This window comes from Allosphingosinicella indica (assembly GCF_900177405.1).
In the GTDB taxonomy this organism is placed as follows: Bacteria; Pseudomonadota; Alphaproteobacteria; order Sphingomonadales; family Sphingomonadaceae; genus Allosphingosinicella; species Allosphingosinicella indica.
This window is the reverse complement of sequence record NZ_LT840185.1, coordinates 301,739-326,759: the sequence shown is the minus strand read 5'-3', so window position 1 is coordinate 326,759 and position 25,021 is coordinate 301,739. Positions and strand designations below refer to the sequence as shown.

General features: G+C 66.5%; 32 protein-coding genes. 18 read left to right on the top strand and 14 right to left on the bottom strand.

The window, feature by feature from the left end; genetic code table 11:
* Positions 1 to 9: 9 nt before the first annotated feature.
* From B9N75_RS01635 to apaG, 4 genes are read left to right on the top strand one after another with little or no spacing between them, the layout of a single operon-like run.
* Positions 10 to 1,020, top strand: a complete 1,011-nt coding sequence (locus B9N75_RS01635) for a polysaccharide deacetylase family protein (RefSeq protein ID WP_157123642.1) — start codon at positions 10 to 12, stop codon at positions 1,018 to 1,020.
* Positions 1,020 to 1,907 (top strand): GNAT family N-acetyltransferase, encoded by an 888-nt coding sequence (locus tag B9N75_RS01630; RefSeq protein WP_085217221.1) that lies wholly within the window; start codon positions 1,020 to 1,022, stop codon positions 1,905 to 1,907. The genes B9N75_RS01635 and B9N75_RS01630 overlap by 1 nt, the downstream gene beginning before the upstream one ends.
* 12 nt (positions 1,908 to 1,919) lie before the next feature.
* Entirely contained in the window at positions 1,920 to 2,651 is a 732-nt protein-coding gene (gene recO / locus B9N75_RS01625; protein WP_085217220.1) for a DNA repair protein RecO, read from the top strand.
* A 31-nt stretch (positions 2,652 to 2,682) separates the two neighbouring features.
* Complete coding sequence (apaG, locus tag B9N75_RS01620; protein ID WP_085217219.1) at positions 2,683 to 3,081, top strand: Co2+/Mg2+ efflux protein ApaG; 399 nt, start codon at positions 2,683 to 2,685, stop codon at positions 3,079 to 3,081.
* On the opposite strand, the gene B9N75_RS01615 is transcribed toward apaG, so the two are convergent.
* From B9N75_RS01615 to parE, 3 genes are read right to left on the bottom strand one after another with little or no spacing between them, the layout of a single operon-like run.
* Positions 3,078 to 3,359: a hypothetical protein gene (locus tag B9N75_RS01615; protein ID WP_157123641.1), complete on the bottom strand. Its 282-nt coding sequence runs from the start codon at positions 3,357 to 3,359 to the stop codon at positions 3,078 to 3,080. The two genes, apaG and B9N75_RS01615, sit on opposite strands and share 4 nt — an antisense overlap.
* Positions 3,353 to 4,066 carry a 2OG-Fe(II) oxygenase gene (locus B9N75_RS01610; RefSeq protein ID WP_085217217.1) on the bottom strand — a complete coding sequence of 238 codons (714 nt, stop codon included), beginning with the start codon at positions 4,064 to 4,066 and terminating at the stop codon, positions 3,353 to 3,355. Before B9N75_RS01610 ends, B9N75_RS01615 begins: the two co-directional genes overlap by 7 nt.
* A complete protein-coding gene (gene parE / locus B9N75_RS01605) occupies positions 4,063 to 6,042 on the bottom strand; it encodes a DNA topoisomerase IV subunit B (RefSeq protein WP_085217216.1) in 1,980 nt (659 codons plus the stop codon). The genes B9N75_RS01610 and parE overlap by 4 nt, the downstream gene beginning before the upstream one ends.
* 126 nt (positions 6,043 to 6,168) lie before the next feature.
* On the opposite strand from parE, the gene B9N75_RS01600 reads away from it, so the two are divergent.
* Complete coding sequence (locus B9N75_RS01600) at positions 6,169 to 6,882, top strand: PilZ domain-containing protein (RefSeq protein WP_085217215.1); 714 nt, start codon at positions 6,169 to 6,171, stop codon at positions 6,880 to 6,882.
* A gap of 16 nt (positions 6,883 to 6,898) precedes the next feature.
* Here B9N75_RS01600 and B9N75_RS14160 read toward each other — a convergent pair whose 3' ends face one another.
* The 3 genes from B9N75_RS14160 to B9N75_RS01590 all read right to left on the bottom strand — a co-directional run bounded on the left by B9N75_RS14160 (position 6,899) and on the right by B9N75_RS01590 (position 8,336).
* Positions 6,899 to 7,069, bottom strand: a complete 171-nt coding sequence (locus B9N75_RS14160) for a hypothetical protein (RefSeq protein ID WP_172840780.1) — start codon at positions 7,067 to 7,069, stop codon at positions 6,899 to 6,901.
* Between the two features lie 88 nt (positions 7,070 to 7,157).
* Entirely contained in the window at positions 7,158 to 7,586 is a 429-nt protein-coding gene (locus B9N75_RS01595; RefSeq protein WP_085217214.1) for a DoxX family protein, read from the bottom strand.
* Positions 7,587 to 7,658: 72 nt separating this feature from the next.
* Positions 7,659 to 8,336, bottom strand: coding sequence for a GcrA family cell cycle regulator (locus B9N75_RS01590; RefSeq protein ID WP_085217213.1), 678 nt, complete (start codon positions 8,334 to 8,336; stop codon positions 7,659 to 7,661).
* Between the two features lie 59 nt (positions 8,337 to 8,395).
* On the opposite strand from B9N75_RS01590, the gene B9N75_RS01585 reads away from it, so the two are divergent.
* The 7 genes from B9N75_RS01585 to queE all read left to right on the top strand — a co-directional run bounded on the left by B9N75_RS01585 (position 8,396) and on the right by queE (position 14,048).
* The gene (locus tag B9N75_RS01585; protein ID WP_085217212.1) at positions 8,396 to 9,235 is read left to right on the top strand and encodes an ABC transporter permease; all 840 of its coding nucleotides are present in this window, start codon (positions 8,396 to 8,398) and stop codon (positions 9,233 to 9,235) included.
* A 108-nt stretch (positions 9,236 to 9,343) separates the two neighbouring features.
* A complete protein-coding gene (locus B9N75_RS01580) occupies positions 9,344 to 9,685 on the top strand; it encodes a magnesium transporter CorA family protein (RefSeq protein ID WP_085217211.1) in 342 nt (113 codons plus the stop codon).
* Positions 9,686 to 9,813: 128 nt separating this feature from the next.
* On the top strand, positions 9,814 to 11,004 hold the full coding sequence (locus B9N75_RS01575; RefSeq protein WP_085217210.1) for an aspartate aminotransferase family protein: 1,191 nt from the start codon (positions 9,814 to 9,816) through the stop codon (positions 11,002 to 11,004).
* Positions 11,005 to 11,061: 57 nt separating this feature from the next.
* A complete protein-coding gene (hslO, locus tag B9N75_RS01570; protein ID WP_085217209.1) occupies positions 11,062 to 11,979 on the top strand; it encodes an Hsp33 family molecular chaperone HslO in 918 nt (305 codons plus the stop codon).
* Between the two features lie 124 nt (positions 11,980 to 12,103).
* On the top strand, positions 12,104 to 12,541 hold the full coding sequence (locus tag B9N75_RS01565) for a DUF3617 domain-containing protein (RefSeq protein WP_157123640.1): 438 nt from the start codon (positions 12,104 to 12,106) through the stop codon (positions 12,539 to 12,541).
* A gap of 191 nt (positions 12,542 to 12,732) precedes the next feature.
* Positions 12,733 to 13,425, top strand: coding sequence for a 7-cyano-7-deazaguanine synthase QueC (gene queC, locus B9N75_RS01560; protein ID WP_085217207.1), 693 nt, complete (start codon positions 12,733 to 12,735; stop codon positions 13,423 to 13,425).
* On the top strand, positions 13,422 to 14,048 hold the full coding sequence (gene queE / locus B9N75_RS01555; RefSeq protein ID WP_085217206.1) for a 7-carboxy-7-deazaguanine synthase: 627 nt from the start codon (positions 13,422 to 13,424) through the stop codon (positions 14,046 to 14,048). The genes queC and queE overlap by 4 nt, the downstream gene beginning before the upstream one ends.
* Before the next feature lie 35 nt (positions 14,049 to 14,083).
* Here queE and B9N75_RS01550 read toward each other — a convergent pair whose 3' ends face one another.
* From B9N75_RS01550 to lipB, 3 genes are all read right to left on the bottom strand, one after another.
* Positions 14,084 to 14,743, bottom strand: coding sequence for a hypothetical protein (locus tag B9N75_RS01550; RefSeq protein ID WP_244552396.1), 660 nt, complete (start codon positions 14,741 to 14,743; stop codon positions 14,084 to 14,086).
* A 209-nt stretch (positions 14,744 to 14,952) separates the two neighbouring features.
* Positions 14,953 to 15,240: a hypothetical protein gene (locus B9N75_RS01545; protein ID WP_085217205.1), complete on the bottom strand. Its 288-nt coding sequence runs from the start codon at positions 15,238 to 15,240 to the stop codon at positions 14,953 to 14,955.
* Positions 15,241 to 15,329: 89 nt separating this feature from the next.
* Complete coding sequence (lipB, locus tag B9N75_RS01540) at positions 15,330 to 16,016, bottom strand: lipoyl(octanoyl) transferase LipB (RefSeq protein ID WP_085217204.1); 687 nt, start codon at positions 16,014 to 16,016, stop codon at positions 15,330 to 15,332.
* Positions 16,017 to 16,045: 29 nt separating this feature from the next.
* On the opposite strand from lipB, the gene B9N75_RS01535 reads away from it, so the two are divergent.
* Positions 16,046 to 16,828: a hypothetical protein gene (locus B9N75_RS01535; protein ID WP_085217203.1), complete on the top strand. Its 783-nt coding sequence runs from the start codon at positions 16,046 to 16,048 to the stop codon at positions 16,826 to 16,828.
* Here the strand turns inward: B9N75_RS01535 and B9N75_RS01530 are convergent.
* Genes B9N75_RS01530 through B9N75_RS01520 form a run of 3 tightly spaced genes read right to left on the bottom strand, consistent with a single transcriptional unit; the run spans position 16,789 to position 18,702 of the window.
* Positions 16,789 to 17,379 (bottom strand): GNAT family N-acetyltransferase, encoded by a 591-nt coding sequence (locus B9N75_RS01530; protein ID WP_085217202.1) that lies wholly within the window; start codon positions 17,377 to 17,379, stop codon positions 16,789 to 16,791. The two genes, B9N75_RS01535 and B9N75_RS01530, sit on opposite strands and share 40 nt — an antisense overlap.
* 4 nt (positions 17,380 to 17,383) lie before the next feature.
* The gene (gene hemF / locus B9N75_RS01525; protein ID WP_172840779.1) at positions 17,384 to 18,253 is read right to left on the bottom strand and encodes an oxygen-dependent coproporphyrinogen oxidase; all 870 of its coding nucleotides are present in this window, start codon (positions 18,251 to 18,253) and stop codon (positions 17,384 to 17,386) included.
* Entirely contained in the window at positions 18,250 to 18,702 is a 453-nt protein-coding gene (locus B9N75_RS01520; protein ID WP_085217201.1) for a tRNA (cytidine(34)-2'-O)-methyltransferase, read from the bottom strand. The genes hemF and B9N75_RS01520 overlap by 4 nt, the downstream gene beginning before the upstream one ends.
* 209 nt (positions 18,703 to 18,911) lie before the next feature.
* On the opposite strand from B9N75_RS01520, the gene petA reads away from it, so the two are divergent.
* From petA to B9N75_RS01500, 4 genes are all read left to right on the top strand, one after another.
* Entirely contained in the window at positions 18,912 to 19,481 is a 570-nt protein-coding gene (gene petA / locus B9N75_RS01515) for a ubiquinol-cytochrome c reductase iron-sulfur subunit (protein ID WP_085217200.1), read from the top strand.
* Between the two features lie 11 nt (positions 19,482 to 19,492).
* On the top strand, positions 19,493 to 20,797 hold the full coding sequence (locus B9N75_RS01510; RefSeq protein ID WP_085217199.1) for a cytochrome b: 1,305 nt from the start codon (positions 19,493 to 19,495) through the stop codon (positions 20,795 to 20,797).
* Between the two features lie 15 nt (positions 20,798 to 20,812).
* Positions 20,813 to 21,670, top strand: coding sequence for a cytochrome c1 (locus B9N75_RS01505; protein WP_085217198.1), 858 nt, complete (start codon positions 20,813 to 20,815; stop codon positions 21,668 to 21,670).
* Positions 21,671 to 21,788: 118 nt separating this feature from the next.
* Positions 21,789 to 22,349, top strand: a complete 561-nt coding sequence (locus B9N75_RS01500; protein WP_085217197.1) for a hypothetical protein — start codon at positions 21,789 to 21,791, stop codon at positions 22,347 to 22,349.
* 3 nt (positions 22,350 to 22,352) lie between these two features.
* Here the strand turns inward: B9N75_RS01500 and B9N75_RS01495 are convergent, their stop codons facing one another.
* Positions 22,353 to 22,802 carry a MaoC family dehydratase gene (locus B9N75_RS01495; RefSeq protein ID WP_085219344.1) on the bottom strand — a complete coding sequence of 150 codons (450 nt, stop codon included), beginning with the start codon at positions 22,800 to 22,802 and terminating at the stop codon, positions 22,353 to 22,355.
* A 128-nt stretch (positions 22,803 to 22,930) separates the two neighbouring features.
* Entirely contained in the window at positions 22,931 to 24,031 is a 1,101-nt protein-coding gene (ychF, locus tag B9N75_RS01490) for a redox-regulated ATPase YchF (protein ID WP_085217196.1), read from the bottom strand.
* A gap of 230 nt (positions 24,032 to 24,261) precedes the next feature.
* Between ychF and B9N75_RS01485 the strand changes: the two genes are divergently transcribed.
* A complete protein-coding gene (locus B9N75_RS01485) occupies positions 24,262 to 24,966 on the top strand; it encodes a glutathione S-transferase N-terminal domain-containing protein (RefSeq protein ID WP_085217195.1) in 705 nt (234 codons plus the stop codon).
* Positions 24,967 to 25,021 lie beyond the last annotated feature (55 nt).

Sequence of the window (25,021 nt, the reverse complement as noted above, 5' to 3'; positions counted from 1 at the left end):
CGCATTGGCATGACTGTGCCGGTCCTCTTGACGATCGACACGGAGCTGACCTGGCGCCACTTGGCCCGGGGCGCATCGTGGGAGGAGAATTGGGAGCGCTCGTTCGATCCGGCCGGGGTCGGCGTGCTCTACCAACTCGCCATGCTCGCGCGGCACGGCCTCAAGGCCTGCTTCTTCGTCGATCCGATGCCCGCGGTCCGCTACGGGATCGAGCCGGTGCGCCGCATGGTCGAGCCGATCCTTGCGGCGGGGCAGGAGGTGCAGCTCCACCTCCATCCTTTCTGGCGGCAGCCCGAAGGGATGAAGCCCGTCTTCGAGCTCAACGCGCTGACCGCCGCGCTCCAGCGCGACATGATCCGCCAAGCGCGCGATCTGCTGATCGAAGCCGGCGCGCCGCCGCCGATCGCCTTTCGTGCGGGAAGCTACGCGGCCGATGCCGCGACGCTGGAGGCGCTCGCCGCGCTCGGCATCCGTTACGACAGCAGCCACAACGGGTCGCATCACCCGCATCCGAGCAATCTGCCGTTCGACCCCGCGCTAATCGATCCGGTCGAGCATGCGGGCGTGATCGAGGTGCCGGTGACGCAGATCGCCGAAGCCGGGGGCGGCCTCCGCCATCTTCAGCTCTGCGCCGTCTCCTTCGCCGAGATCCGCGCCGCGCTCCGCCATGCCAGCGATGCCGGGCATCGCGCGGTCACGATCGTCAGCCATAGTTTCGAGCTTGCGAGCCGCGATGGTCTCCGCCCCAACAACGTCTATCGCCGCCGCTTCGAAGCGCTGTGCCGCCACCTCGGCGACCGGCGTGATACGCTGCCCACCGCGCATTTCACCGATCTTGGCGACATCGCCGCGCCCGTGCGCTCGCGGCCACTGCCGCCGAAGCGATTGCGCGAGGCGCGGCGGCGCGGCGCGCAGGTGTGGGCGGACACGCGCTACGAGCGGCCCGGATCGGCGCTCACCGCGGTCACGGGATCGACCCTAGCGGGACTGGAGATCATCGCCGCGATGGTCGTGCGCTGATGGCGGCGACGATCGCGCTGCCGCTGCGCGTCGGCCCGCGCACGATCGCCACCGTACGGCGTAAGCTGGTCCGCGTGCCGCTTTCGCTGGACGATGTGCTTGCCGCGCGCCTGCCCGATCTGACGGGCGCCGATGGCGACGGGTATCTCGTCACCTCGCTGCCCGAAGCGCTGCTGCCCGCCTTCCGCGCCGCGCGACCCGATCTCGCCGCCTTCGTTCGCCAGCGCTACCCCCGCCGCTATGCCGATCTCCGCCAGCCGTTCGACGCCTGGCTTGGCGGCCTGTCCGGCGCGACACGCTCGGGGCTCAAGCGCAAGCTGCGCAAGGCCGCGGATACGGAGGTGCGCGCCTTCCATCGGCCCGAGCAAGTCGCCGACTTCCATCGACACGCCCGCGCCGTGTCCGCGCTGACCTATCAGGAGCGGCTGCTCGACGCGGGCATGCCGGATGGTCGGGATGTCGTCGCAGAAATTGCCGCGCTGGCTGCGCGCGATGCGATGCGCGGCTGGGTATTATTCGTGAAAGAGCAGCCGATCGCCTATCTCTATGCTCCGGCCGCAGGCGACACGCTTATCTACGCCTATCTCGGCCACGACCCCGCATATGGTCACCTCTCGCCCGGCACGGTGCTCCAGGCCGAAGCGTTTCGCGAGCTGATGGCGGAGGGGCGCTTTGCGCGTTTCGATTTCACCGAGGGCGACGGCCAGCACAAGCGCCAGTTCGCGACCGGCGCTGTGAATTGCGTCGACGTGCTGCTGCTGCGCCGCACCCCGGCGAACTTAGCGACCGGCGCTTTGCTCGCCGCATTCGATGGCGGCGTCGCTGCCGCCAAGACGGTCATCGGCAGCCTCGGCCTCGGCACGCTCGCCCGGCGGCTCCGGGGCTGATACCAGCCGCTGATGCGGCTCGAAACCCAAGCGATATTGCTGTCGGTGCGGCCCCACGGCGAACATGGCGCAGTGGTCCGCGCTTTGACGCCCGACGATGGCATCCAGCCCGGCTTCGTGCGCGGCGGCCGGTCGCGGCGGCTGCGGCCGGTGCTGATGCCCGGCAATCTCGTCCAGACCGACTATCGCGCGCGCACCGAGGAGCAGCTCGCCCAGCTCACCGTCGAGCTCATCCGTAGCCGCGCGCCGTTGCTCGGTGAGCCACTCGCCGCCGCGGCGATCGAATGGAGCACCGCCTTGTCCGCCGCCGCGCTGCCCGAGGGTCAGCCCTATCCGCGCCTCTATGCAGCCCTCTCCGGCGTGCTCGATGCGGTCGAGGCGGCGCCGGCGGCGCGCGGATGGGCGGCGGCGCTGGCGCGCTACGAATTGCTCGTCCTGTCCGAGCTCGGCTTCGGGCTCGACCTCGCCGAATGCGCGGCGACCGGCGCGACGGCGGACCTCGCCTTCGTCAGCCCCAAGACCGGCCGCGCGGTGTCCGAGGCTGCGGCTGGCGCCTATCGCGACCGTCTGCTGCCGCTGCCGGCCTTCCTGCTCGCGGGCGGCGCAGCCGATTGGGAGGACATTGGGGCGGCCTTCCGCCTCACCGGTCATTTCCTACGCCGCGATCTTCTGATCGACCGGCAGGCCGACGTGCTATCCGCGCGCGAGCGGCTGCTCGACCGCATCGGGCGCATCATGCGTTGACGCGGGCGCGGCGAAGGGGGATGCTTGGCCGGTGAAAGCGCTGTTCCCCCATAGCGCCGTCACGCGGGACATCACGGTCCGCGTCTCGGTGAGTTTCCTGCCCGAACAATCCGAGCCGCAGCGCGGGCGCTGGTTCTGGGCCTATCATGTGCGCATCGAGAATGGCGGCACCCGCGCGGTGCAGCTCGTCAGCCGCGAATGGTCGATCGTCGATGCGCGCGGCGGGCGGCACGAGGTGCAGGGAGAGGGCGTGGTCGGCGAACAGCCGGTGATCGAGCCGGGCGAGGCGTTCGATTATGTCTCCGGCTGCCCGCTCAATACGCCGAGCGGGGCAATGGACGGCCGCTATCACATGATCGGTGCGGACGGCGCCGACTTCGCGGTGACCATCCCGCGCTTTCCGCTGGTTGCGCCGGTCAGCGCGTCCTAGCCGAACAGCGCCCAGAGCGCGGGCACGGCGAGGATCAATCCCATAATCGCATCGAAGGTGCGGACCACCTGCATCCGGCTGCCACGTGTGTGAATGCGGATGTCGTTGAGCACGAGGAAAAGGATCGAGAGGCCGCAAAAGGCCGTGAAGCCGACCGCGGCGAGATAGAAGGGGTAACCCGCCGTGTCGCTCCAGCGGAATGGCGAAAGCAGCAGCGACGCGATTCCGGCCAGGATGCCCACCCCGGTAGCGCGCGCACTGTTCCAGCGCCTCAGCATGGCCGGTCCTTCAGCCAGCCGGACAGCGCATAGCGGCGGCGTACGGGCGCGAAGGGCGGGACATAGCTCACGCTATGATCCTGCGGCACGCGAAACAGGGCCAGGCTGTTGAAGCGCGGCGCAAAGGCTTCGGCGATCCGGTCGCCGTCGTGAAACAGCAATTGCCCGGCGCAATCGGGGCCCCACGCGCCGTCGGTGAGGTTGAGCACGAAGGCGACGCGCCAGCCCGCGTCGCTACCCTCATCGTCGTGGCGCGAGAGAAAATCGCCGGCTTCGTACAGCGTCGCCTGGACATCGATCGCCGCCAGCGACGCGATGCCGGTGACCGCGCGCGCAAGATCGAGAAATGCGGCATCGTGGAAGGCGGCCAGCAGCGCCTCGGGCTCGATCGCGTCCGTCCAGGTCTCCCCCGCCGCATCGGACACAGGGCACAGCCCGTAGCGATAGGCGAGGCGGCCTTCGGCGACGGCTGCGCCGAGCTGCGCGTCGTCCGGCGCAGTGTCTCCCGGCCGCGCGAGGTGTGGGCCGTCCCCCGCCACGCCCCAAGCCTTGCCCCAGTCGGGAAGGTCGCGAAGTCGGGCGCGCAACGCCTCCGCGCAATCCGCCGCCAGCACCCGGTCGATCTGCGCCCGCCCGGCCTCGGCGAAGCGCTCAGCCGCCGCGGCGATGTCGAGCGCGGGATCGGGAACGATCGCAATCGCGCTCACGCGTCGATCGCTTCCTCGTCCAGCTCGGCCGCGTGGCTCTGGATGAAGGCGAAGCGATGTTCGGGGTTCTTGCCCATCAGCCGGTCGACCAAATCCTTGATCGCCGACCGCTCCTCATATTCCTGCGGCAAGGTAACGCGGATCATCGATCGCGTCTTCGGATCCATCGTCGTTTCGCGGAGCTGTTGCGGGTTCATCTCCCCCAGCCCCTTGAAGCGCCCGGTCTCGACCTTCTTGCCCTTGAACATCGTCTCCATCAGCTCGGCGCGGTGGGCATCGTCGCGCGCGTAGGCGACGGTCCCGCCCGCCGCGATCCGGTAGAGCGGCGGCTGTGCCAGGTAGAGCGCGCCCTTGCGCACGATCTCGGGCATTTCCTGGAAGAAGAACGTCATCAGCAGCGTCGCGATATGCGCGCCGTCGACGTCAGCGTCGGTCATGATGACGATCCGCTCGTAGCGCAGGTCGTCGGCGTTGCAGCGGTCGCGCACGCCGCAGCCAAGCGCCAGCGTCAGATCGGCGATCTCGCTGTTGGCGCGGATCTTGTCGGCGGTGGCGCTGGCGACGTTCAATATCTTGCCGCGGATGGGGAGGATCGCCTGTGTCTTACGGTCGCGCGCCTGCTTGGCCGAGCCGCCGGCGCTGTCGCCCTCGACGATGAACAGCTCGGTTCCCGCCGGATCGTCATTGGCGCAATCGGTGAGCTTGCCGGGAAGGCGGAGCTTGCGCGCGCTGGTCGCGGTCTTGCGCTTCACCTCGCGCTCGGCGCGGCGCTTCAGCCGCTCGTCCATCCGGTCGAGCACGAAGCCGAGCAGCGCGCGCCCGCGCTCCATATTGTCGGCCAGGAAATGGTCGAAATGGTCGCGCACCGCCGCCTCGACCAGCCGCGCGGCATCGGCGCTGGTCAGCCGGTCCTTGGTCTGGCTCTGGAATTGCGGATCGCGGATGAAGACGGAGAGCATCAGTTCGGCGCCGGACATCATGTCCTCGGCGCTCAGGTCCTTCGCCTTCTTGACGCCGACCAGCTCGCCGAAGGCGCGCAGCCCCCGTATCAGCGCGGCGCGCAGGCCCTGCTCGTGGGTCCCGCCGTCCGGTGTCGGGATGGTGTTGCAATAATAGGATGCCGCGCCCTCGCTCCACAGCGGCCATGCCACCGCCCATTCGACCGAACCCTGGCCGCCCGGAAACTCCTGTCGCCCGCGGAAGAATTCGGCCGTGACGCATTCGCGGCCGGCAATCTGCTCCTTGAGGTGATCGGAAAGTCCGCCTGGAAACTGGAAGCTCGCTTCGGCCGGCGTATCGTCCTCGCCGAGAAGGACGGGATCGCATTTCCAGCGGATCTCGACCCCGGCAAACAGGTAGGCTTTCGATCGTGCCAGGCGATAGAGTCGCGCCGGGCGGAACTTCGCCTCGGCCCCGAAAATCTCGGGATCGGGCGTGAAGGTGACGTTGGTGCCGCGCCGGTTGGGGGCGGTGCCGACGCGCTCCAGCGGGGCGGTCGGCAACCCGCGCGCGAAGCTCTGCCGATAGACCTCCTTGTTGCGCGCAACCTCGACGATCGTCTCGGTGGAGAGCGCATTGACCACGCTGACGCCGACGCCGTGGAGACCGCCCGACGTGGCATAGGCCTTGTCGGAGAACTTCCCGCCCGAATGGAGCATCGTCATGATGACTTCGAGCGCCGATTTGCCCGGATATTTGGGGTGCTCGTCGATCGGCATGCCGCGGCCGTTGTCGCGGATGGTCAGGCGGTTGCCCGCTTCCAGCTCCACTTCGATCCGCGTCGCATGCCCCGCCACCGCCTCGTCCATCGCATTGTCGAGCACTTCGGCGGCGAGGTGGTGGAGCGCGCGCTCGTCGGTGCCGCCGATATACATGCCGGGGCGGCGACGCACCGGCTCGAGGCCTTCGAGCACCTCGATGGCGGACGCGTCATAATCGGATGAGGGGGCCGCGCCGGCCGCGAACAGATCGGACATGCGCCAAGCTATAGGGCGCGGGGAGTCTCCCTGCCAAGCCGCTCGCGCTCGCGCGGGCACGCTAAGGCATTCTTAACCCTTCGGCGCGAGATTCAGCCGTTTCTCCGATCCAAGGATTCGCCGCCCGTGTTTGGCACTCTCATTCGCCGCAAGAAGACCGAAGGCGCAATGCCGGTGGACGAATCCGCGCTCAATACGACCATGTTCTCGCTGAGCACCGAAGTGCCGCGGCCGGGCGACGCGATCGACGGACGCTCGCTCGATCTGCTGCCGATGGGCAAATTGGTCGGCGATTTCGCCCAGACCATCATCCGCGTCCGTGCGCTGTCCGCCGGCGGGCTGGTCGCCGAGGCGATGCAGCCGCTCGATGTCGGCGCGCGCGTCGCGGTCGAGCTCGGTGCATTGCGGGCGATCCCGGCGCGCGTCGTCTGGACGCGCGAGGCGACACTGGGCGTCAAGTTCGATCAGGATGCCGACCTTCGCGCCGTGCTCGCCAATCGCGCGCCGCGCTCGGGCCACCAGCCGCGCCCGCCGCGGCTCGACATCGATTGCCCGGCGACGATCAAAGTCGGCCGCTATTATCACAAGGTGCAGGTGCGCGACATCTCGCTCGGCGGGCTCAAGCTCGCGATCAAGGATCCTTCCTGCGTCGGTCAGGAAGCGGTAGTGACGCTCGATAGCCTCCGCCCGATCCGCGGCACCGTCCGCTGGCACCGCGAGGGCCACGCGGGCATCGTCTTCGATCGCGCGTTGGCATTCGAGGAGCTGGCCGAATGGCTCGGCAAGCGGATCGAGATCGCGACGATGCGCTCCGGCGCGTGGAGCGCCCGGACGCACTGAGGCCCAGTCGCCTGTTTCAGGCGTCGTTTGCCGCTTTGCCTTCTTCGGACGTGCCGTAGATCCGCTCGAGATAGAAATTGGCCAGCGCGTAATGCGCCTGGACGGCACGCGTATCGGTCGATTTGCTGGCGAGTTCGATCTGGGTTTCGGCGCGGCGCTCGAAATAAGCCGCGTCATCATCTAACATGGTCGTGAAGGGCCTTGGTAAGCAGTGGAATACTGCGCGATCAACGCCGCCGATTCCGGCTCGGTTCCGCCAAATTCGACGAAGCGATTCAACTTCTTGCGGCGCGTGCCTCAAGCCAGGAATCGACCCCGTAACGTCCTCCGCCTCGTGCCGCGAAATAGAGGCCGAGGAAGACGAGGATCAGCGCCGGCCACCAGCCGTTGAAGTCCATCGGCCAATGCACCATCCAGCAGGCGACGACGAACTGGATGGCGGTGATCAGGCCCAGCCAGCGAACGGCGAAACCGATCGGAAAGCCGATGCCAGCCGCCATCTGCCAGAAGATCGCGAAAGGCGCTAGCAGCGCGGGCGCCACGAAGCCATGCGCCGCCATGAACTCGACGAATTCGGTCATCCGGGCCGCGCTCAGCACGTTGTCGTGACTCTGGTAGATCAGGAACGCACCGGTGACCGCGCGCAACCCGAAGAGCGCGGCATCTTCGAACAGGGCTAGAGACGGAAGCAGCAGCCAGCGCATGCCGGCACGCTAACCGGCGCGCCGGGACACAGCATCCTGTTTCGGCGAAACGCTGCGCGGCTTCGATCAGTGTCAGCGGACGCGCGGGCCGCCGAAGGGGAGGGGCGGCGGGGGGCGGCGGTCGCGGCGCGGCATCTGCGCCTGATAGGCGACCCCGCAATGCTCGACGCAATAAGGAAAGCCCGGGTTGGACGGCGCGCCGCAGAAGTGAAAATCGGGCTCGCCGGGATGGCCGATCGGCCATTTGCAGATGCGCTCGTTGAGATCGAGCAGGCTCGTCTTGTCGGCAACCTCGGCGCTCGGCTTGGCGGGCACCAGGCGGCGCGGCGGCGCGGGCGGAATCGGGCTCGGCTGATCGCCGGGCGTCTGGCGAAGGAAGCCGCCCGGTCCGACCGAGACGATGCGCGGCTGGTCACTGCGCGGCGGCTGCTGGCCGGGCTGTGCAGGCTGCGCCGCCTGAGGCGCCGGCGCGGCCGGGCGCGGTGCAGGGGTCGCCGGCTTGGCCTCAGGGCGCGGCGCAGGCTTCGCGGCGGCAGCGGCCGGCTTGTCCGCAGCCGGCTTGTCGGCCTTCTTGGCGGCGGGCTCGTTGGGCTTCACCGGTGAGGGACGCGACTGGAGACCCAAGCGATGCGCCTTGCCGATCACCGCGTTGCGCGAGACGCCGCCGAGCTCCTCCGCGATCTGGCTCGCGGTCATGCCCTTGCTCCACAGCGCCTTCAGCCGATCGATACGTTCGTCGGTCCAGGACATCGTCTTCCTTCCGTCACTCGGCTTGCGGCCCGCGCCGCCAGCCTCTAGGCGACGGCATCATGAACGACCAGCCTTCGAATTGGGTGCGGCACGCCCCCGGCGAACCGGTTTTCCGGAACGTCAACTGGGGCGGCCTCAAGACGCTCTATGTGAAGGAGGTGCGGCGTTTCTTCAAGGTCCAGCTGCAAACCGTCTGGGCGCCCGCGCTGACCACCCTGCTGTTCCTCGTCATCTTCACCGTCGCGCTGGGCCGGCAGGGGCGCACCGTGTCGATCGGCGGCGAGGCGGTGCCGTTCGCTGATTTCCTCGCGCCCGGCCTCATCATCATGGCGATGATCCAGAATGCCTTCGCTAATTCCAGCTTCTCGCTGCTGGTCGGCAAGATCCAGGGCAATATCGTCGATTATCTGATGCCGCCGCTGTCGATCGGCGAGCTGATGGCGGGGCTGGTCGGCGCCGCCGTCACCCGCGCGATCCTGGTCGGCGCCGCGGTCTGGCTGGCGATGCTGCTCTGGCCGGGCGTCCATGTCGCGCCGAGCCACCCGCTCGCGCTCATCTGGTTCGGGCTGATGGGGAGCACGATGCTCGCACTGCTCGGCTTGCTGACCTCGATCTGGGCGGAGAAGTTCGATCATGCCGCAGCGGTCACCAACTTCGTGGTCGCGCCGCTGTCGCTGCTGTCGGGCACTTTCTATTCGATCGAGACACTGTCGCCCGCGTTCCAGGCGGTGAGCCACGCCAACCCGTTCTTCTACATCATCTCGGGCTTTCGCTACGGCTTCCTCCGCGCCGCCGACTCGCCGGTATTGTTCGGCGCGTTCCTTTTGCTCGCGATCAACGTCGCGCTGGCCTTCGTCTGCTACCGGCTGCTCCGCTCGGGCTGGAAACTCAAGAGCTGATCCGTTCAGGAAAAGGCCGACTTTGCTGAACGCCAGCTGTCGAGTGCGTTCAGACCGCCATCAGTGCCGCGGGCCTATTTGATTCGCATGGCTTGAAGGAGAAGTGTCATGCGTAAAGTTGTTCTCGCTCTTGTTGCCGCTTCGGCGACGTTCACCGCAATTCCAGCCGCAGCGCAGCCGTGGCGTCCGGCTCCAGCGGTCCATCGCCAGATCCAAAACGATATCAACCAGCTCGAGCGCCGGATCGATCGTTCTGCCCAGCGCGGCGTGATCTCGCGCCGCGAGGCGGTGAGCCTGCGTCGTGACGCGCTCGATCTGCAGCGGACCTACAATCGCTATGCCCGCAACGGTCTCGACCGCAGCGAGGTGCGTGATCTCGAATATCGCATCAACCGGGTCCACGCCAAGCTGCGCTACGAGCGTCGCGATTGGGATGGCCGCCGCGGCTAAGGGCAGGCATCCCGGGGCGCCGCTCGATTGACGCGGCGCCCGCCGAAATCCTATAGCGGACGGCAAGAGGCGGCCTTGAAGAAGGTCGCCTCTTTTCCGATCCAAGAACCGCTCTGGGAGCCCGTCCGATGGCCGTCACGCCGCTCATGCCCGTCTACCCCCGTTCGCCCGTGCGTCCGGTCCGCGGAGAGGGCTGCTACCTCTATGGCGAGGGCGGCGAGACCTATCTGGATTTCGCCAGCGGCATCGCGGTCAACCTGCTCGGCCACGGCCATCCGCACCTTACCAAGGCGATCCAGGACCAAGCGGCGACGCTGATCCACGTCTCCAACCTCTACGGCAGCCCGCAGGGCGAGGCGCTGGCGCAGCGGCTGGTCGACAGCACCTTCGCCGACACGGTGTTCTTCACCAATTCGGGCGCCGAGGCGGTCGAGTGCGCGATCAAGACCGCGCGCCGCTACCACCATCATCACGGCCGGCCCGAGAAGCACACCCTCATCACGTTCAAGAACGCCTTCCACGGCCGCACGCTCGGCACGATCAGCGCGACCGACCAAGCCAAGCTGCGCGACGGCTTCGCGCCTTTGCTCCCCGGCTTCACCGTCGCCGAGTTCGACAATCTCGACGCGGCGAAGGCGGCGATCGACGATCATACCGCGGGTTTCCTCGTCGAGCCGGTGCAGGGCGAGGGTGGTATCCGCCCCGCCAGCCAGGAGTTCATGAAGGGCCTCCGCGCGCTCGCCGACGAACATGATCTGATGCTGGTGTTGGACGAAGTGCAGTGCGGCGTAGCGCGCACCGGCAAGCTCTACGCCTACGAGCATTACGGCATCGAGCCCGACATCCTCGCCAGCGCCAAGGGTATCGGCGGCGGCTTTCCGATGGGCGCCTGCCTCGCGACCGAGAAGGCGGCGGCCGGCATGGTCATCGGCACCCACGGTTCCACCTATGGCGGAGGGCCGCTTGCGATGGCTGCGGGCGGCGCGGTGCTCGACGTGGTCAACACCCCCGAATTTCTGGAGCGGGTCACTCGCATGGGCGATCGCCTCCGCGGCGCGCTGGAGCAGATGATCCCCAACCACGATCATCTCTTCGAAAGCGTCCGCGGCCTCGGCCTGATGCTCGGCATCAAGATGAAGACCGACAGCCGCGCCTTCGTCACCTACCTGCGCGATCACGGCCTGCTCACCGTCGCGGCCGGCGACAATGTGATGCGCGTGCTGCCACCGTTGGTGATCGAGGATTCGCACATCGCCGAGTTCGTCGAGAAGCTGTCCGAAGCCGCGCGGCAGTACGAGCTTCCGCAGGAAGCCGCCTGACGATCCGCTGATGGGGGCCGCGCTGGATTATCCGGCGCGGGCTCCTACATCGGCGACATGACGTCCCCGATCGCAACGCATTCCGCCACCGCCCATCTCGATCAGGCGGTGGGCTTCACCATCCCCGCGCGCCACGCTCGCGGTCGGCTCGTCCGGCTGGGCGGCGCGCTCGACGCGATCCTCGCGGCGCACGCCTATCCGGCGCCGATCGCGCGCACCCTGTCCGAGGCTCTGGTGCTGACCGCGCTGCTCGGCGCGATGCTCAAGGATGCTGAGGGCCAACTCACTCTGCAGGCGCAGACCGAAAGCGGCATCGTCGATCTCATGGTCTGCGATTATCGCGGCGGCGATCTGCGCGGCTACGTCCGTTTCGACACGGAACGGCTAGCCGCGGAGCAGGGTTTGCCGGACCTGTGCAGCCTGTTCGGCAAGGGCTATCTCGCGATCACCTTCGATCAGGCGGCGAGCCAGGAGCGCTACCAGGGCATCGTGCCGCTGGAGGGCGACTCATTGGCCGAGGCGGCGGAAAGCTATTTCTGCCAGTCCGAGCAGATCCCCAGCCTCGTCCGCCTGTCGGTCAACGATACCGGCCATATCGCCGGCGGCATCCTCCTTCAGCATCTGCCGGAGGGCGAGGAGGGGCGCGAGCGGCTCCACACCCGCCTCGACCATCCGGAATGGGAGCATGTGAAGGCGCTCGCCGTCACCACCAAGGCGAGCGAGCTGACCGATCCGGCACTGCCGCTCGACGATCTCCTGTGGCGGCTGTTTCACGAGGAAGAGGAGGTGCGCGTGCTCGGCGCCGTGCCGCTGGCGCGCGGCTGTCGCTGCACCGAGGCGCATATCCGCAGCGTCATCGCCCGCTTCCCGGAAGACGAGCGTGCCGAAATGATCGACGAAAACGGCGTCATCAATGTCGATTGCGAATTCTGCTCGAAGGTTTTTCCCATAAGTTTCAATGACACCACCGCCTGATGGGAAAAGTCGCCCGCGTGTTAGTCGTTTGTTTCCCCACCTTGGTCTAAGGCCGATGGCGGGGACTCCGGGCTTCGAATAGGCCGGAATTGCGCGGAACGATCCGCGCGGGGTTGGGATGAAGATGATGAAGAGCTTGAACGACGGATATCGTCGGGCGCTCCTGGCGCTCGGCGCCGCGATGATCACTTTGACGCCGGTTGCGGCACAGGGACCGGGCGCGCTCGCGAAGCTGGAGCCGGGCCTGTGGCAGGTCCGCATGGCCGACTCGGACGACGAGCCGCAGGCGATGTGCATGGCCGATCCGGCGATGCTGCTGCAGGTACAGCACAAGAATGCGCCTTGCTCGCGCGTCGTGCTCAACACCGACGCCAAGGGCGCGACCGTCCATTACACCTGCCCGGCAAACGGCTTCGGCCGCACGTCGCTCCGCGTCGAGACCCCGCGTCTCGCCAAGATCGACACCCAGGGCATCATGGGCAGCACGCCCTTCGCCTATCGCGCCGAGGCGCGGAAGGTGGGCAATTGCGGCGGCGGGCGCATCGGCTCGGCGCGTCGGTAAGGCGTTGCGACACGATCCTTGTTAAGCCCCGGTTTACCAAGCGTGTCGTAAATACCGAAACGTGCTTGGATTTAAGCACGCTTTCCTCCCTAGCTGGCTTGAACGCCACAACTGGGCCGCCTGATACCGGGCGGCCCGTTTCTTTGTGCGGCATTGCGCTCGGGACGCAGGGGGCTTAGCGGCACCGCGCAATGACCCAATCGCAAAAATTCGCTGTCGTTCTGCTTTCTGGCGGGCTCGACTCGATGGTCGCCGCCGCTCAGGCGCGCGAGGCGGGCTATGGCCTGTTCGCGCTCACCGTCGATTATAACCAGCGGCACCGGATCGAACTTGAGGCCGCGGCGCGGATCGCGACGGCGCTTGGCGCGGCGCGGCATGTCGTGCTGCCGCTCGATCTCTCGGCCTTCGGCGGATCGGCGCTGACCGCAGACATCGCGGTGCCCAAGGGGGGTGTGGCGGCGGAGGGGATACCCATCACGTACGTCCCCGCACGCAACACCATCTTCCTCAGCCTCGCGCTCGGCTGGGCGGAGGCGGCGGGTGCGCGCGATCTCTTCATCGGCGTCAATGCGCTCGATTATTCGGGTTATCCTGATTGCCGGCCGGAGTTCGTCGAAGCGTTCGAGGCGATGGCCGCGCGCGCGACCAAGGCCGGGGTCGAGGGCGATAGATTTGTCGTCCACACGCCGCTCATGGAGATGACCAAGGCCGACATTGCGGCGGAAGCGGCGCGTCTCGGCCTCGACGCGGGGATGAGCTGGTCCTGCTACGATCCCACGACGGACGGCCGCCATTGCGGCCTGTGCGATTCCTGCCGGCTGCGCGCCAAGGGCTTTGCCGAAGCGGGCCTCGCCGATCCCACCGTTTACGCCGCGCGCCCGTGAGCTACGCGGTCAAAGAAATTTTCCTGACGTTGCAGGGCGAAGGGATGCAGGCGGGGCGCCGCGCGGTGTTCCTGCGCTTCTCCGGCTGCAACCTCTGGTCGGGCCGCGAGGCGGACCGTGCGACAGCGCAATGCAGTTTCTGCGACACCGATTTCGTCGGCATGGATGGCGAGAATGGCGGGCGCTACGACGCCGATATGCTGGCGGATCGCGTCGCTGCGCTGTGGAGCGCCGGCGAATTGCCGCTGGTGGTGATTACCGGCGGCGAACCGATGCTCCAGCTCGACGCGGCGCTGATCGACGCGCTCCACGACCGGGGCTTCGAGATCGCGGTCGAATCGAACGGGACATTGCCCGCGCCTCCCGGGATCGACTGGCTGTGCATCAGTCCCAAGGCGGGAAGCGAGGTTGTCCAGCGATCCGGCGACGAGCTGAAGCTGGTCTGGCCGCAGGCAGGCATGGAGCCCGCCGATCTTCTGCGCTGGGACTTCGCGCATTTCCTCATCCAGCCGATGGACTGCGCCAAGGGCGATGCCGCGCGGCAGGCGGCGATCGCCTACGTCATGGCGCATCCCGGCTGGCGCCTCAGCCTCCAGACCCACAAACTGCTGGGGCTGCCGTAAGGGATATCTGTTCCCCGGCTTTCGCCGGGGAACAGTTACCGTCCGACCTGCGAGAAATTCGCCTGGCATTTGGAGCGCAGGTTGCCGCGCCGGTCGTAGCAATCGTCCGACAGCGGCGGCACCTGCGGCATCGGGATCGCGCCGGGATTATAGCCCGTCACGCTGTCGAACGCGGGGACCAGGCTGTTGCGCAGCTCGCGCATCCGCGCCTCGGCAGTGAGGTGGAGATCGCCCTTGGGCCGGGTCAGCGCTTCCTTGCTGATGTTCGAGGCGACGTTGCAGAAGCCGTACTGCGCCTGCAGCGTGGAGAAGCCATTGTAGGTGATCGTCGAATAATCGTCGAACTTGCGCTGCCCTTCCTTCGCGCCGTGGACGCGCTTGAAATAGGCGTTCAGCGTGGAATAGGCGTCGGCAAATTCCTTCGCGTGATGCGCGAGCACGCCGTTGTAATTATCGACCGAGCGCAGGAAAGGCGAGAACTGGCATTGCAGCGCCGCGACGTTGAGGCCGGCACGCATCGTCCAGAGCAGGTGCGCGCGATATTCGGCCGGGGTGGCGCCGGGCAGCGCGAAGCCGATCAGCGGATCGCTGCCGTCGATCGGGCCGGGTTTGAAGTCGGGCGTGTTCATGAACATCTGCGCCGGCGCGGCCTGCGCGCCCGCGAATGCCAGCACGGCGATAGCCGCGCGCATCATGGTCTTGAACCTTCGTGCCATTACCTCAACCCCTTTACGCGACCGCGTTCGGACCATCCTGCGGCTGGCCTGTCCCTATGATTAACGGGGTACTCCGGGCAACCGGAAATCAAGGCCTTGGCACGTGCCTACCGGTTTCCCGCCACGCAAAAGGGCCGCCCGGTCGCCCGGACGGCCCTTCCGAATTCGAAACCTGATGGCTTCGGGAATTACATCCCGTTGCTCATGTTGGCGTCGTTCATCATCATGGCGTTGTCGCCGGTCATGTTGGCGTCCATCGTCATGTTCGCGTCCATGGCCATGTTGTTGTCCATACCCATCGCGCCGTCGACGGCGGTGACGTCGTTGGTCGTGCCGTCCATCATCGGATCGGTCGCGTCCATCTCGGTCATGGTGTTGTTGACTTCAGCCGTCTCCGAACCGCCGCAAGCAGCGACGAGGAGAGCGGCGCCGGCAACCATCGAGCCGGTCAGGACGTTCTTGAAAATTGCACGCATTCTGGAAACTCCCTAGCTATGGATTTGGATCGGGGTGTGCCCGTTCTTTTGCCAAATCCCGTCCACAATATACAGAATGGAGGAGGCCCTCAAGCCTCCTCCATGCACGTACCGAGTGAGGCCAGAAAACGCGCGAAGGTGCGATAAAGTGCCGCATCCAAAGCATTTTGCGCGTCGGGGATGCCGAGTTTCGCAAGGCTGGTGACGGGAAACTCCGCAATTCCGCACGGCACGATGCCGGAAAAATGGCCCAGATCGGGATCGACGTTGACCGCGAAGCCGTGCATCGTGACCCAGCGGCGGACGCGCACGCCGATCGCGCCGATCTTCGCTTCCGTGCCGCTCTCCGCCACCCAGATGCCGATCCGCCCCGGCGCGCGGAACGCCGCGACGCCCAGCTCGCCGAGCGCCGCGATCACCCAGCCTTCCAGCGCATGGACAAAGCAGCGCACGTCGCGCCCGCGCCGGTTGAGATCGAGAATCAGATAGCCGACGCGCTGGCCGGGACCGTGGTAAGTGTAACGCCCGCCGCGCCCGGCCTTGTGAACTGGAAACCCCTGCGGGTTGAACAGCTCCGCCGGGTCGGCGCTGGTGCCGGCGGTGTAGAGCGGCGGGTGTTCGAGCAGCCACGCCAGTTCGGGCGCCTCGCCGGTGCCCACCGCGGCGGCGCGCGCCTCCATCTCCGTCAGCGCGACCTCATAGTTCGTTGGCCCCGGCGACAAGCGCCATTCCACGCCGTCGACGGCGGCGGATTGCGAAGCGGGCGGCTTATGCATAGCAGGAAGATAGGCAACGGACGGAGCGCATGAAGACCCTATCCATCGACAAGGCGTGGAGCGAAACCACCGCGTTTCTCAGGGCCGAGGGCGGGCTGATCTTCCCGGTGGCGCTGGCGCTCATCGCCTTTCCCTCGATCTTCGTCCAGTGGCTGACGCCGACGCCTGTCGAAGGCGAAGCGCCCCAGGTCGGGGCCGCGGCGCTGCTGATCATCCCGCTGATGGCGGTGACGCTGATCGGATCCGTCGCCATCGCGATGTTGGCGCTGCGCCGGGAGACGGTTGTCGGCGCCGCGATTGGAGCGGCGGCACGGCGGATGTGGCCACTGCTCGGAGCGGTGCTACTCATCGCGCTCGCCATGGTGGTGGCGATGGTGCCGCTGTCGCTGATCGCCATATTGCTGGTCTCGAACCCGCAAAGCGCCGTCGCGGTCGTGATTTTCATGCTGATCCCGATCGCGATCCTCGTCGGGGTGCGATTGCTTCTGGTGACGGCGGTGGCCGCCGACACCGCCCTCGGCCCCGTTGCGATCCTGAAGGCGAGCTGGCGGCTCACCGCCGGCCATTTTGCGCGGCTGCTCGGCCTCCTCGTGCTCGTGATGATCGTGCTGCTGCTGATCATGATGGCGGTGAGCTTCGTCGTTGGTGCGATCGTCGCGCTGACGCTCGGCGCACCCGATCCCGGCACGCTCAGCCATTTCATCATGCTGGTGACGCTGGGGCTGCTCAACGGCATCGCCTCGGCCTTCTTCGTGGTGCTGACCGCCCGCGTCTACCGCCAGCTTTCGGGCGAGGGGACGATCGGCGCCTGAGGCGCCACGTCGCGCGGCAACAGCCCGGCGAGGCGCGGATCGGGAAAGCTCTCGAACGCGCGGGCGTAGGCGGTGAAGCCGGCGCGGAGGTAAGCGGAGAGCGCCGCGGGATGGTCGAGCGTGCAGGTGTTGACCGCAACGCGCTCGACGCCGGGCGCCCAGGCGCGCGCCAGCGTCTCGGCGAAGAGCCAGCGGCCGTGGCCCTTACCGGCGAGTTCGGGCACCAGCCCCAGGAAGCGGATCAGGCACTGGCCGGCCGTTTTGAAGTCGAGCTCGACTATGCCGACCTCGACGCCGCGCGGATCGACGACGGCATGGACGTCGGCCATCGCCGCGGCGAGCGCCGCATCGCCCATCGCCAGCCGGGAATACCAGAGCCAGCGCCCGCCGACCCGCTCGAAGAGCGTGCGGTACTTGTCCGGAGCAGGATCCTTCCATGCGGCCATGCGCAGCGGCGAATCGGGCATCGGCGCAGCCCGCGGTCGCTCGACCATTTCCAGATAGGTGACGACCGTGCCGATATGGCCCGGCTCAATCGGGGTCAGGCCCAAATCCTCAGCTCCACGTCGCGAGCGGCGGCAGGCTCATCAGGATCGCGTCGATATTCCCCCCGGTCTTTAGCCCGAACAACGTCCCCCGGTCGTAGATCAGGTTGAACTCGGCATAGCGGCCCCGCCATTCGAGCTGGCGGGCGCGGTCGGCATCGTCGAACGGCGTGTCCATGCGCTTGCGCACCAGCTTCGGGAAGATGTCGAGAAACGCCTCGCCGACGCCGCGGGTGAAGGCGAAATTTGCTTCGAAATGATCTTCGAGATGATCGTAGAAGATGCCGCCGACGCCGCGATGGACGCCGCGATGGGGGATGAAGAAATATTCCTCCGCCCATTTGCTGAACCGCGGATAATAGGTCGGGTCGTGCGCCGCGCAGGCGGCGCGCAGGCACGCGTGAAACGCGTCGGTATCCTCCTGATAGGGGATCGGCGGGTTGAGATCCGCGCCGCCACCGAACCAGCGCTTCGTGGTGCACAGGAAGCGCGTGTTCATATGCACCGCGGGCGCGTGCGGGTTCGCCATGTGGGCGACGAGGCTTATGCCAGTGGCGAAAAAGCTGGGGTTTTCCGACGCGCCGTGGATTGAGGCGGCGAATTCCGGGCTGAAGCGGCCGCCCACGGTGGAGACATTGACGCCGACCTTCTCGAACACCTTGCCCTTCATCAGCCCGCGCACGCCGCCGCCGCCGGGCGCACCATCCGGATCGATCCGGTCCCACGGGCTGTATTCGAACGCCGCGTCGCTGCCCGCCTCGCGCTCGATCGCCTCGAATTCGGCGCAAATGCTATCGCGCAGCGATTCGAACCAGTCGCGCGCCGCCTGCTGCTGGTCGTCGATCTCGATCACGGAGCCTCCATTGCCTGTTCCGCTCATCCTCTGGGCCAGCCACGCGTCTGCCGCAATGCCTCCGTCAGCGCCATGCCCGCGGCGACCGCGAGGTTGAGGGAGCGCGTACCCTCCACCTGCGGAATGCGAACGCGAAGATCGGCGCGGGCATGGACGTCGTCCGGAACGCCGCTGCTCTCCGATCCCATCAATAAGGTGTCGCCGGGCTGGAAGGCCGTCTCGTCGAGCCGCGTGGCCCCCTTGGTGGTCAGCAGCACGATGCGCCCTTGGACGACCTCCTCGAAAGCGCCCCAGTTCGCATGCCGGGTCGCCGCGGCGATCTCGACATAATCCATCCCGGCGCGCTTCAATCCCCTGTCCGAAAAGGCGAAGCCGCAGGGTTCGATGACGTCGACCTGCGCCCCGGTGCAGGCGGCGAGGCGCAGGATCGCGCCCATATTGCCGGGCTGGTCGGGCTGATAGAGGGCGATCCGCATCGCTCTTGCCATAGCGCCCCGCGGCATCACCGTGAAACCCCGGTCAAAATCGCTGTTGGCAAATTGCGCCCTTGGCGGCTATCAGGCCCCGACGCCGCGCCAAGGGGGCTCCTTATCGCGGCATCTCGTTGCGAATGCGTCGCCTCCGTCCATCGCTAGGCCGGTGGCGGCATTTCGCATATCGGATCAGTTTCGCTCGAAGGTTGGAAATGGCGACGGTCGAACAAACCCCAGACCATGATGGCGCGGTGGAGGGCGATGGCGTTCGCCGCCGGGACTTCATCAATATCGCCGCGGTCAGTGCTGCCGGCGTCGGCGGCCTCTCGGTGCTCTATCCGCTCATCAACCAGATGAACCCATCGGCCGACGTGCTCGCGCTCGCCTCGATCGAGGTCGACGTTTCCGCGATCCAGTCCGGCCAGGCGATCAAGACGATCTGGCGCAAGCAGCCGGTGTTCATCCGCAACCTCACCCCCGCCGAGCAGCAGGCCGCGAACGCCGTGCCGCTGAGCGAACTGCGCGATCCGCAGACGCTGGCCGAGCGCACCGAAGAGGGGCGCCGCAATTGGCTGATCACGCTCGGCGTCTGCACGCACTTGGGCTGCGTGCCGCTGGGCGCCGCGGAGGGCGAGAACAAGGGCGAATATGGCGGCTATTTCTGCCCCTGCCACGGTTCGCACTACGACACTGCCGCGCGCATCCGCAAAGGCCCGGCGCCGCTCAATCTGGAGGTGCCGGAATATACGTTCACCTCTGACACAATTGTCCAGATAGGCTGAGGTAGGATCCGATGAGCTTCCCCTGGGCGCAGCAATATACGCCGAAGAATCCGTTCATGCAGTGGATGGACAGCCGTCTGCCGCTGCCGCGGCTGGTCTACAATTCGGTGGGCGCCGGCTATCCCGTGCCGCGCAACCTCAATTATTTCTGGAATTTCGGCGTGCTCGCCGGCTTCGCGCTGGTGCTGCAGATCGTCACCGGCATCGTGCTGGCGATGCATTTCGCCGCCAATGGCGCGATCGCCTTCCAGTCGGTCGAGCATATCATGCGCGACGTCAACCAGGGCTGGCTGCTGCGCTATCTCCACGCCAACGGCGCCAGCTTTTTCTTCGTCGTCGTCTACATCCATATCTTCCGCGGCCTCTATTACGGTTCCTACAAAGCGCCGCGCGAGATGGTGTGGATGCTCGGCCTCGTCATCTTCCTGCTGATGATGGCCACCGCCTTCATGGGTTATGTGCTTCCGTGGGGCCAGATGAGCTTCTGGGGCGCCAAGGTCATCACCGGCCTGTTCGGCGCGATCCCGGTGGTCGGCGAGCCGATCCAGACGTGGCTGCTCGGCGGTTTCGCGCCCGACAATGCCGCGCTCAACCGCTTCTTCTCGCTCCACTATCTGCTGCCGTTCGTGATTGCGGGTGTCGTCATCCTGCACATCTGGGCGCTGCACATTCCGGGATCGTCCAACCCGACCGGCGTCGACGTGAAGTCGCCGCAGGACACGGTGCCGTTCCATCCTTATTATACCGCCAAGGACGGCTTCGGCCTCGCGGTCGCGCTGATCGGCCTGTCGATCTTCGTGTTCTTCATGCCGAACTTCCTCGGCCATGCGGACAATTACATCGAGGCGAACCCGCTCTCGACTCCGGCGCACATCGTCCCCGAATGGTATTTCTGGCCGTTCTACGCGATCCTGCGCGCCTTCACCGTCGACTTCATCCTGCCGGCAAAGCTGTGGGGCGTGCTCGCGATGTTCGCGTCGATCCTGCTGCTCTTCGCGCTGCCGTGGCTCGACAAGTCGCCGGTCCGCTCGGGCAACTACCGCCCGCGCTTCAAGCAGTTCTTCTGGCTGCTGCTGATCGACGTCGCGATCCTCGGCTATTGCGGCGGCGCGCCGGCGGAAGAGCCGTTCGTGATGATCAGCCAGATCGCTTCGGCTTATTATTTCGCGCACTTCCTCATCATCCTGCCGCTGCTCTCGAAGCTCGAGCGGCCGCTGCCGCTGCCTGCGTCGATCACCGACTCGGTGCTGCACGGCGAGAAGCAGGAAGCGGCGCCATTGGGGCAGGGCGGCACCGCGCCGGCCTCCGCGCATTAAGGGATAGATCGGATCATGGTACGTGTGATCGGGGGCATCGTCGGGCTCGGCTTCGTCGGAGTGCTGCTCATCTCGCTGTTCACGGGCGTTGTCGCCTATGTGAAGGAGCCGCCCGTCAAGCCGGTGGAATATGCATTCCATAAGCATCCCGAGCCGCTGAAGCTCGCCAGCGACGGCCCCTTCGGCAAGTTCGATCGCCAGCAGCTGCAGCGTGGCTTCCAGGTCTACAAGGAAGTCTGCGCGGCCTGCCACAGCCTGCACTACGTCGCGTTCCGCGATCTCCACGATCTCGGCTATGACGAGCCGGAGATCAAGGCGATCGCCGATCAGTGGGCGATCGAAGTGCCCTCGGTCGATCCCAACACCGGCGAGCCAACGACCCGCAAGGCGATCCCGGCTGACAAGTTCCCGAACCCCTATGCCAACGAGACGGCGGCGCGGGCGGCGAACAGCAATGCCTATCCGCCCGATCTCTCGCTCATCACCAAGGCGCGCGAGGGCGGCCCGGCCTATGTACATTCGCTGCTGATCGGCTATCGCGATCCGGCGACCTACCGCAACGAGGACGGCAAGCCGCTCCCGGTTGAAAATCGTCCGGGTACGGGGCTGCACTTCAATCCATATTTCGCGAACCTCAACCTCGCGATGCCGCAGCCGCTGACCGCCGAAGGCCAGGTGACGTATGCCGACGGCACCAAGCCGACGATCGACCAGATGTCGACCGACGTGACCGCCTTCCTTGTGTGGACCGCCGAGCCGAAGCTGGAGAACCGCCATCGCACTGGTATCGCGGTGCTGATCTTCCTGCTCTTCGCCAGCATCCTCGCCTATTTGTCCTACAAGAACATCTGGGCGGACCGTAAGCGGCATTGATCTGCGCTCCCCCGGCAGACGCCGGGGCGCAGTGAGTCTGTTCATGCAACCGCTAAGCCGTTCCGGCGTTAAGGAATTCGGGCGTGACGTGCGCCCGCGTTCTTCCGGAGTAGCGACAATGTCTGCATCCCGCCTTCGCAATGCTCTCATCGCCGTGGCTGCCGCAGCGTCGCTCGGCGCATGCGCGGATGGCTACGGCTATGGCGGGTTCGACGCCGGCTACGGCACGGCCGGCTATGCCGACCCCTATTCCAATCCCTATGTCGCCGCCGATCAGTATGATTTCTACGCGTCGGGCTATCAGGGCTTCGGCCAGCCTTATTGGGGCTGGTATAACGGCTTCTATTATCCGGGCTCGGGCTATTACGTCTATGATCGCGGCCGGCGCCCGCATCGCTGGCGCGACCGTGACCGGCGTTATTGGGAAGGTCGCCGCTCGGCATGGCGCGGCGGCGAAGTCACCGCCAACTGGCGCGATTTCCGTCGCGACCGGCGCGAATGGCGCGGCGATCGTGGCCGTAATTATCGCGGCCGCACGATGCCGATCGAGCGCGGCCTGCGCGAGGCCAACCCAGGCGTCCGTGGCCAGGCGATCCGCCAGCGGCAGGGCGTGACCGCCCGTCCGGTGACCCGTAATCCGCGCAGCGACGTTCGGCCCGGGCAGCGCCGCCCGGATTAAGGCTCAGCCGGCAGGCCGCCGCGCGATCAGCACGTTGGAGATGTAGGTCATCACCGGGACGTCGTTTTGGTTGAGCACGGTCATGCTTGCCCGGTAGGAGCCGAGGTGCGGCTTGCTGCGCGAGGGGCGGACTTCCAGCACTTCGGTCTCGCAGCGCAGCGTATCGCCCGGATAGACCGGCTTCAGCCAGCGCAGTTCATCGATCCCGGGCGATCCTAACCCCTGCTCCCCGGTGCGGTGGATGTTCTCGACGATCATCGCCATTACCATCGCGGTGGTGTGCCATCCGCTCGCCGCAATCCGCCCGAAATGCGTCTTCGCCGCCGCCTCGTCCGAGAGGTGAAAGGGCTGCGGATCATATTTCCGCGCGAACGCCAGCACCTCTTCGCGCGTCACCTGATACGCCCCGAACGCCGCCTTCTGGCCGACTTTCAGATCTTCGAGATAGAGCAAGGCCGTCTCCGTCATTCCTAATGTGCCTAATCATTGCGAGGAGCGCAGCGACGAAGCAATCCATTACGGACCTGGCGGCGCGCGAAGGCCGCTGGATTGCGTCGCTCCGCTCGCAATGACGATAGTGGCTACACGTTGAAGCGGAACAGCATGATGTCGCCGTCGCGGGTGACATAGTCCTTGCCTTCGGAGCGGAGCTTGCCGGCATCGCGCGCGCCTGCCTCGCCGCCGCTGGCGACGAAATCGTCATAGGCGATCGTCTCGGCGCGGATGAATCCGCGTTCGAAGTCGGAATGGATCGCGCCCGCGGCCTGGGGCGCCTTCGATCCCTTTTCCACCGTCCAGGCGCGCGCTTCCTTGGGGCCTACGGTGAAGAAGGTGATGAGATGGAGGAGATCGTAGCCGGCGCGGATGATTCGCGCGAGGCCGGTTTCCTCGAGCCCGAGATCGCCGAGAAAATCCTTGCGATCCTCCATCGGCATCGTCGCGATTTCCGCCTCGATCGCGGCGGAGATGACCACCGCCTTGGCGCCGTCCGCCGCCGCCTTTTCGAACACCCGCGCGCTGTGCGCATTGCCGCCCGCCGCGTCGCCCTCGTCGACATTGCAGACGTAGAGCACCGGCTTGGCAGTGAGGAGTTGTGCGCGGTCGAGCGCCTTGCGCTCTTCCTCGTCTTTCGGCTCGGTCAGCCGCGCGGGCTTGGAATCGCGCAGCAGGTCGAGCGCCTGGCCCAGCACGCTCGCCTGGATCTTGGCTTCCTTGTCACCCTGCTGCGCCTTCTTGACGAGCGCTGGGACGCGCTTCTCGAGGCTTTCGAGATCGGCGAGCATCAGCTCGGTTTCCACCGTCTCCGCATCCGCGATCGGATCGACCTTGCCCTCGACGTGTGTCACGTCGCCGCCCTCGAAGCAGCGCAGCACATGAACGATCGCATCCACCTCGCGGATGTTGCCCAGGAACTGGTTGCCGAGCCCTTCGCCCTTGCTAGCGCCGCGCACCAGCCCGGCGATGTCGACGAATTCGAGCTGGGTCTCGATAACCTGCGCGGACTTGCCGATCTTGGCGATGGTCTGCAGCCGCGGATCGGGCACTGCGACGCGGCCGACGTTGGGCTCGATCGTGCAGAAGGGGTAATTGGCCGCCTGCGCCGCCGCCGTCTCCGTCAGCGCATTGAACAGGGTGGACTTGCCGACATTCGGCAGCCCCACGATACCGCAACGAAAACCCAAACTCCCTCTCCCGCTTGCGGGAGAGGGTCGGGGAGAGGGTGTGTGCTGGCCTGCCGGCACCGCACCCTTTGCTCACACCTGACCCTCACCCAACCCTCTCCCGCAAGCGGGAGAGGGCCAATTCGAGCAGCCCGATAGCGGCTGGCGGCGCGGCTTGCCAGTGCGGCCTTCAAAAGTGTCGCTGCGCTTCCCAATTGGGCGGCACGCTACGCATTCCGAGGAGCAGCTTCATGGCCGATCTTTCCGCTTTTCCGATCACGCGGCGCTGGCCGGCGAAGCATTCGGACCGGCTCCAGCTCTATTCGCTGAACACGCCCAACGGCGTGAAGGTGTCGATCATGCTGGAGGAGACGGGGCTGCCCTATGAGGCGCATCTCGTCGACATCACCGAGAATGAGAGCCACGACGATGCTTTCCTGTCGCTCAATCCCAACGGCAAGATCCCGGCGATCCTCGATCCCGACGGGCCCGGCGGCCAGCCGCTGGGACTTTTCGAATCGGGCGCGATCCTGATCTATCTTGGCGAGAAGACCGGGCAGTTCCTGCCCGCCGATCCGGCGCGCCGCTATGAGACGATCCAGTGGGTGATGTTCCAGATGGGCGGGATCGGCCCCATGTTCGGGCAGGTCGGCTTCTTCAACAAGTTCGCGGGCAAGGACTTCGAGGACAAGCGGCCGCGTGACCGCTACGTCGCCGAGGCCAAGCGCCTGCTCGGCGTGCTCGACCGGCGGCTGGAAGGCCGCGACTGGATCATGGGCGACGATTACACGATCGCCGACATCGCGACGCTCGGCTGGGTGCGCAACCTCATCACCTTCTATGGCGCCCGCGAGCTGGTAGACTATGACGCGCTGAAGAACGTTCCCGCCTGGCTCGACCGCGGCCTTGCGCGGCCGGCAGTGCAACGCGGGCTGGAGATTCCTAAGAAGGCCTAATTTCCCTCTCCCCTCGAGGGGGAGGGTTGCGGAGACTTGGTGAGCGTAGCGAGCC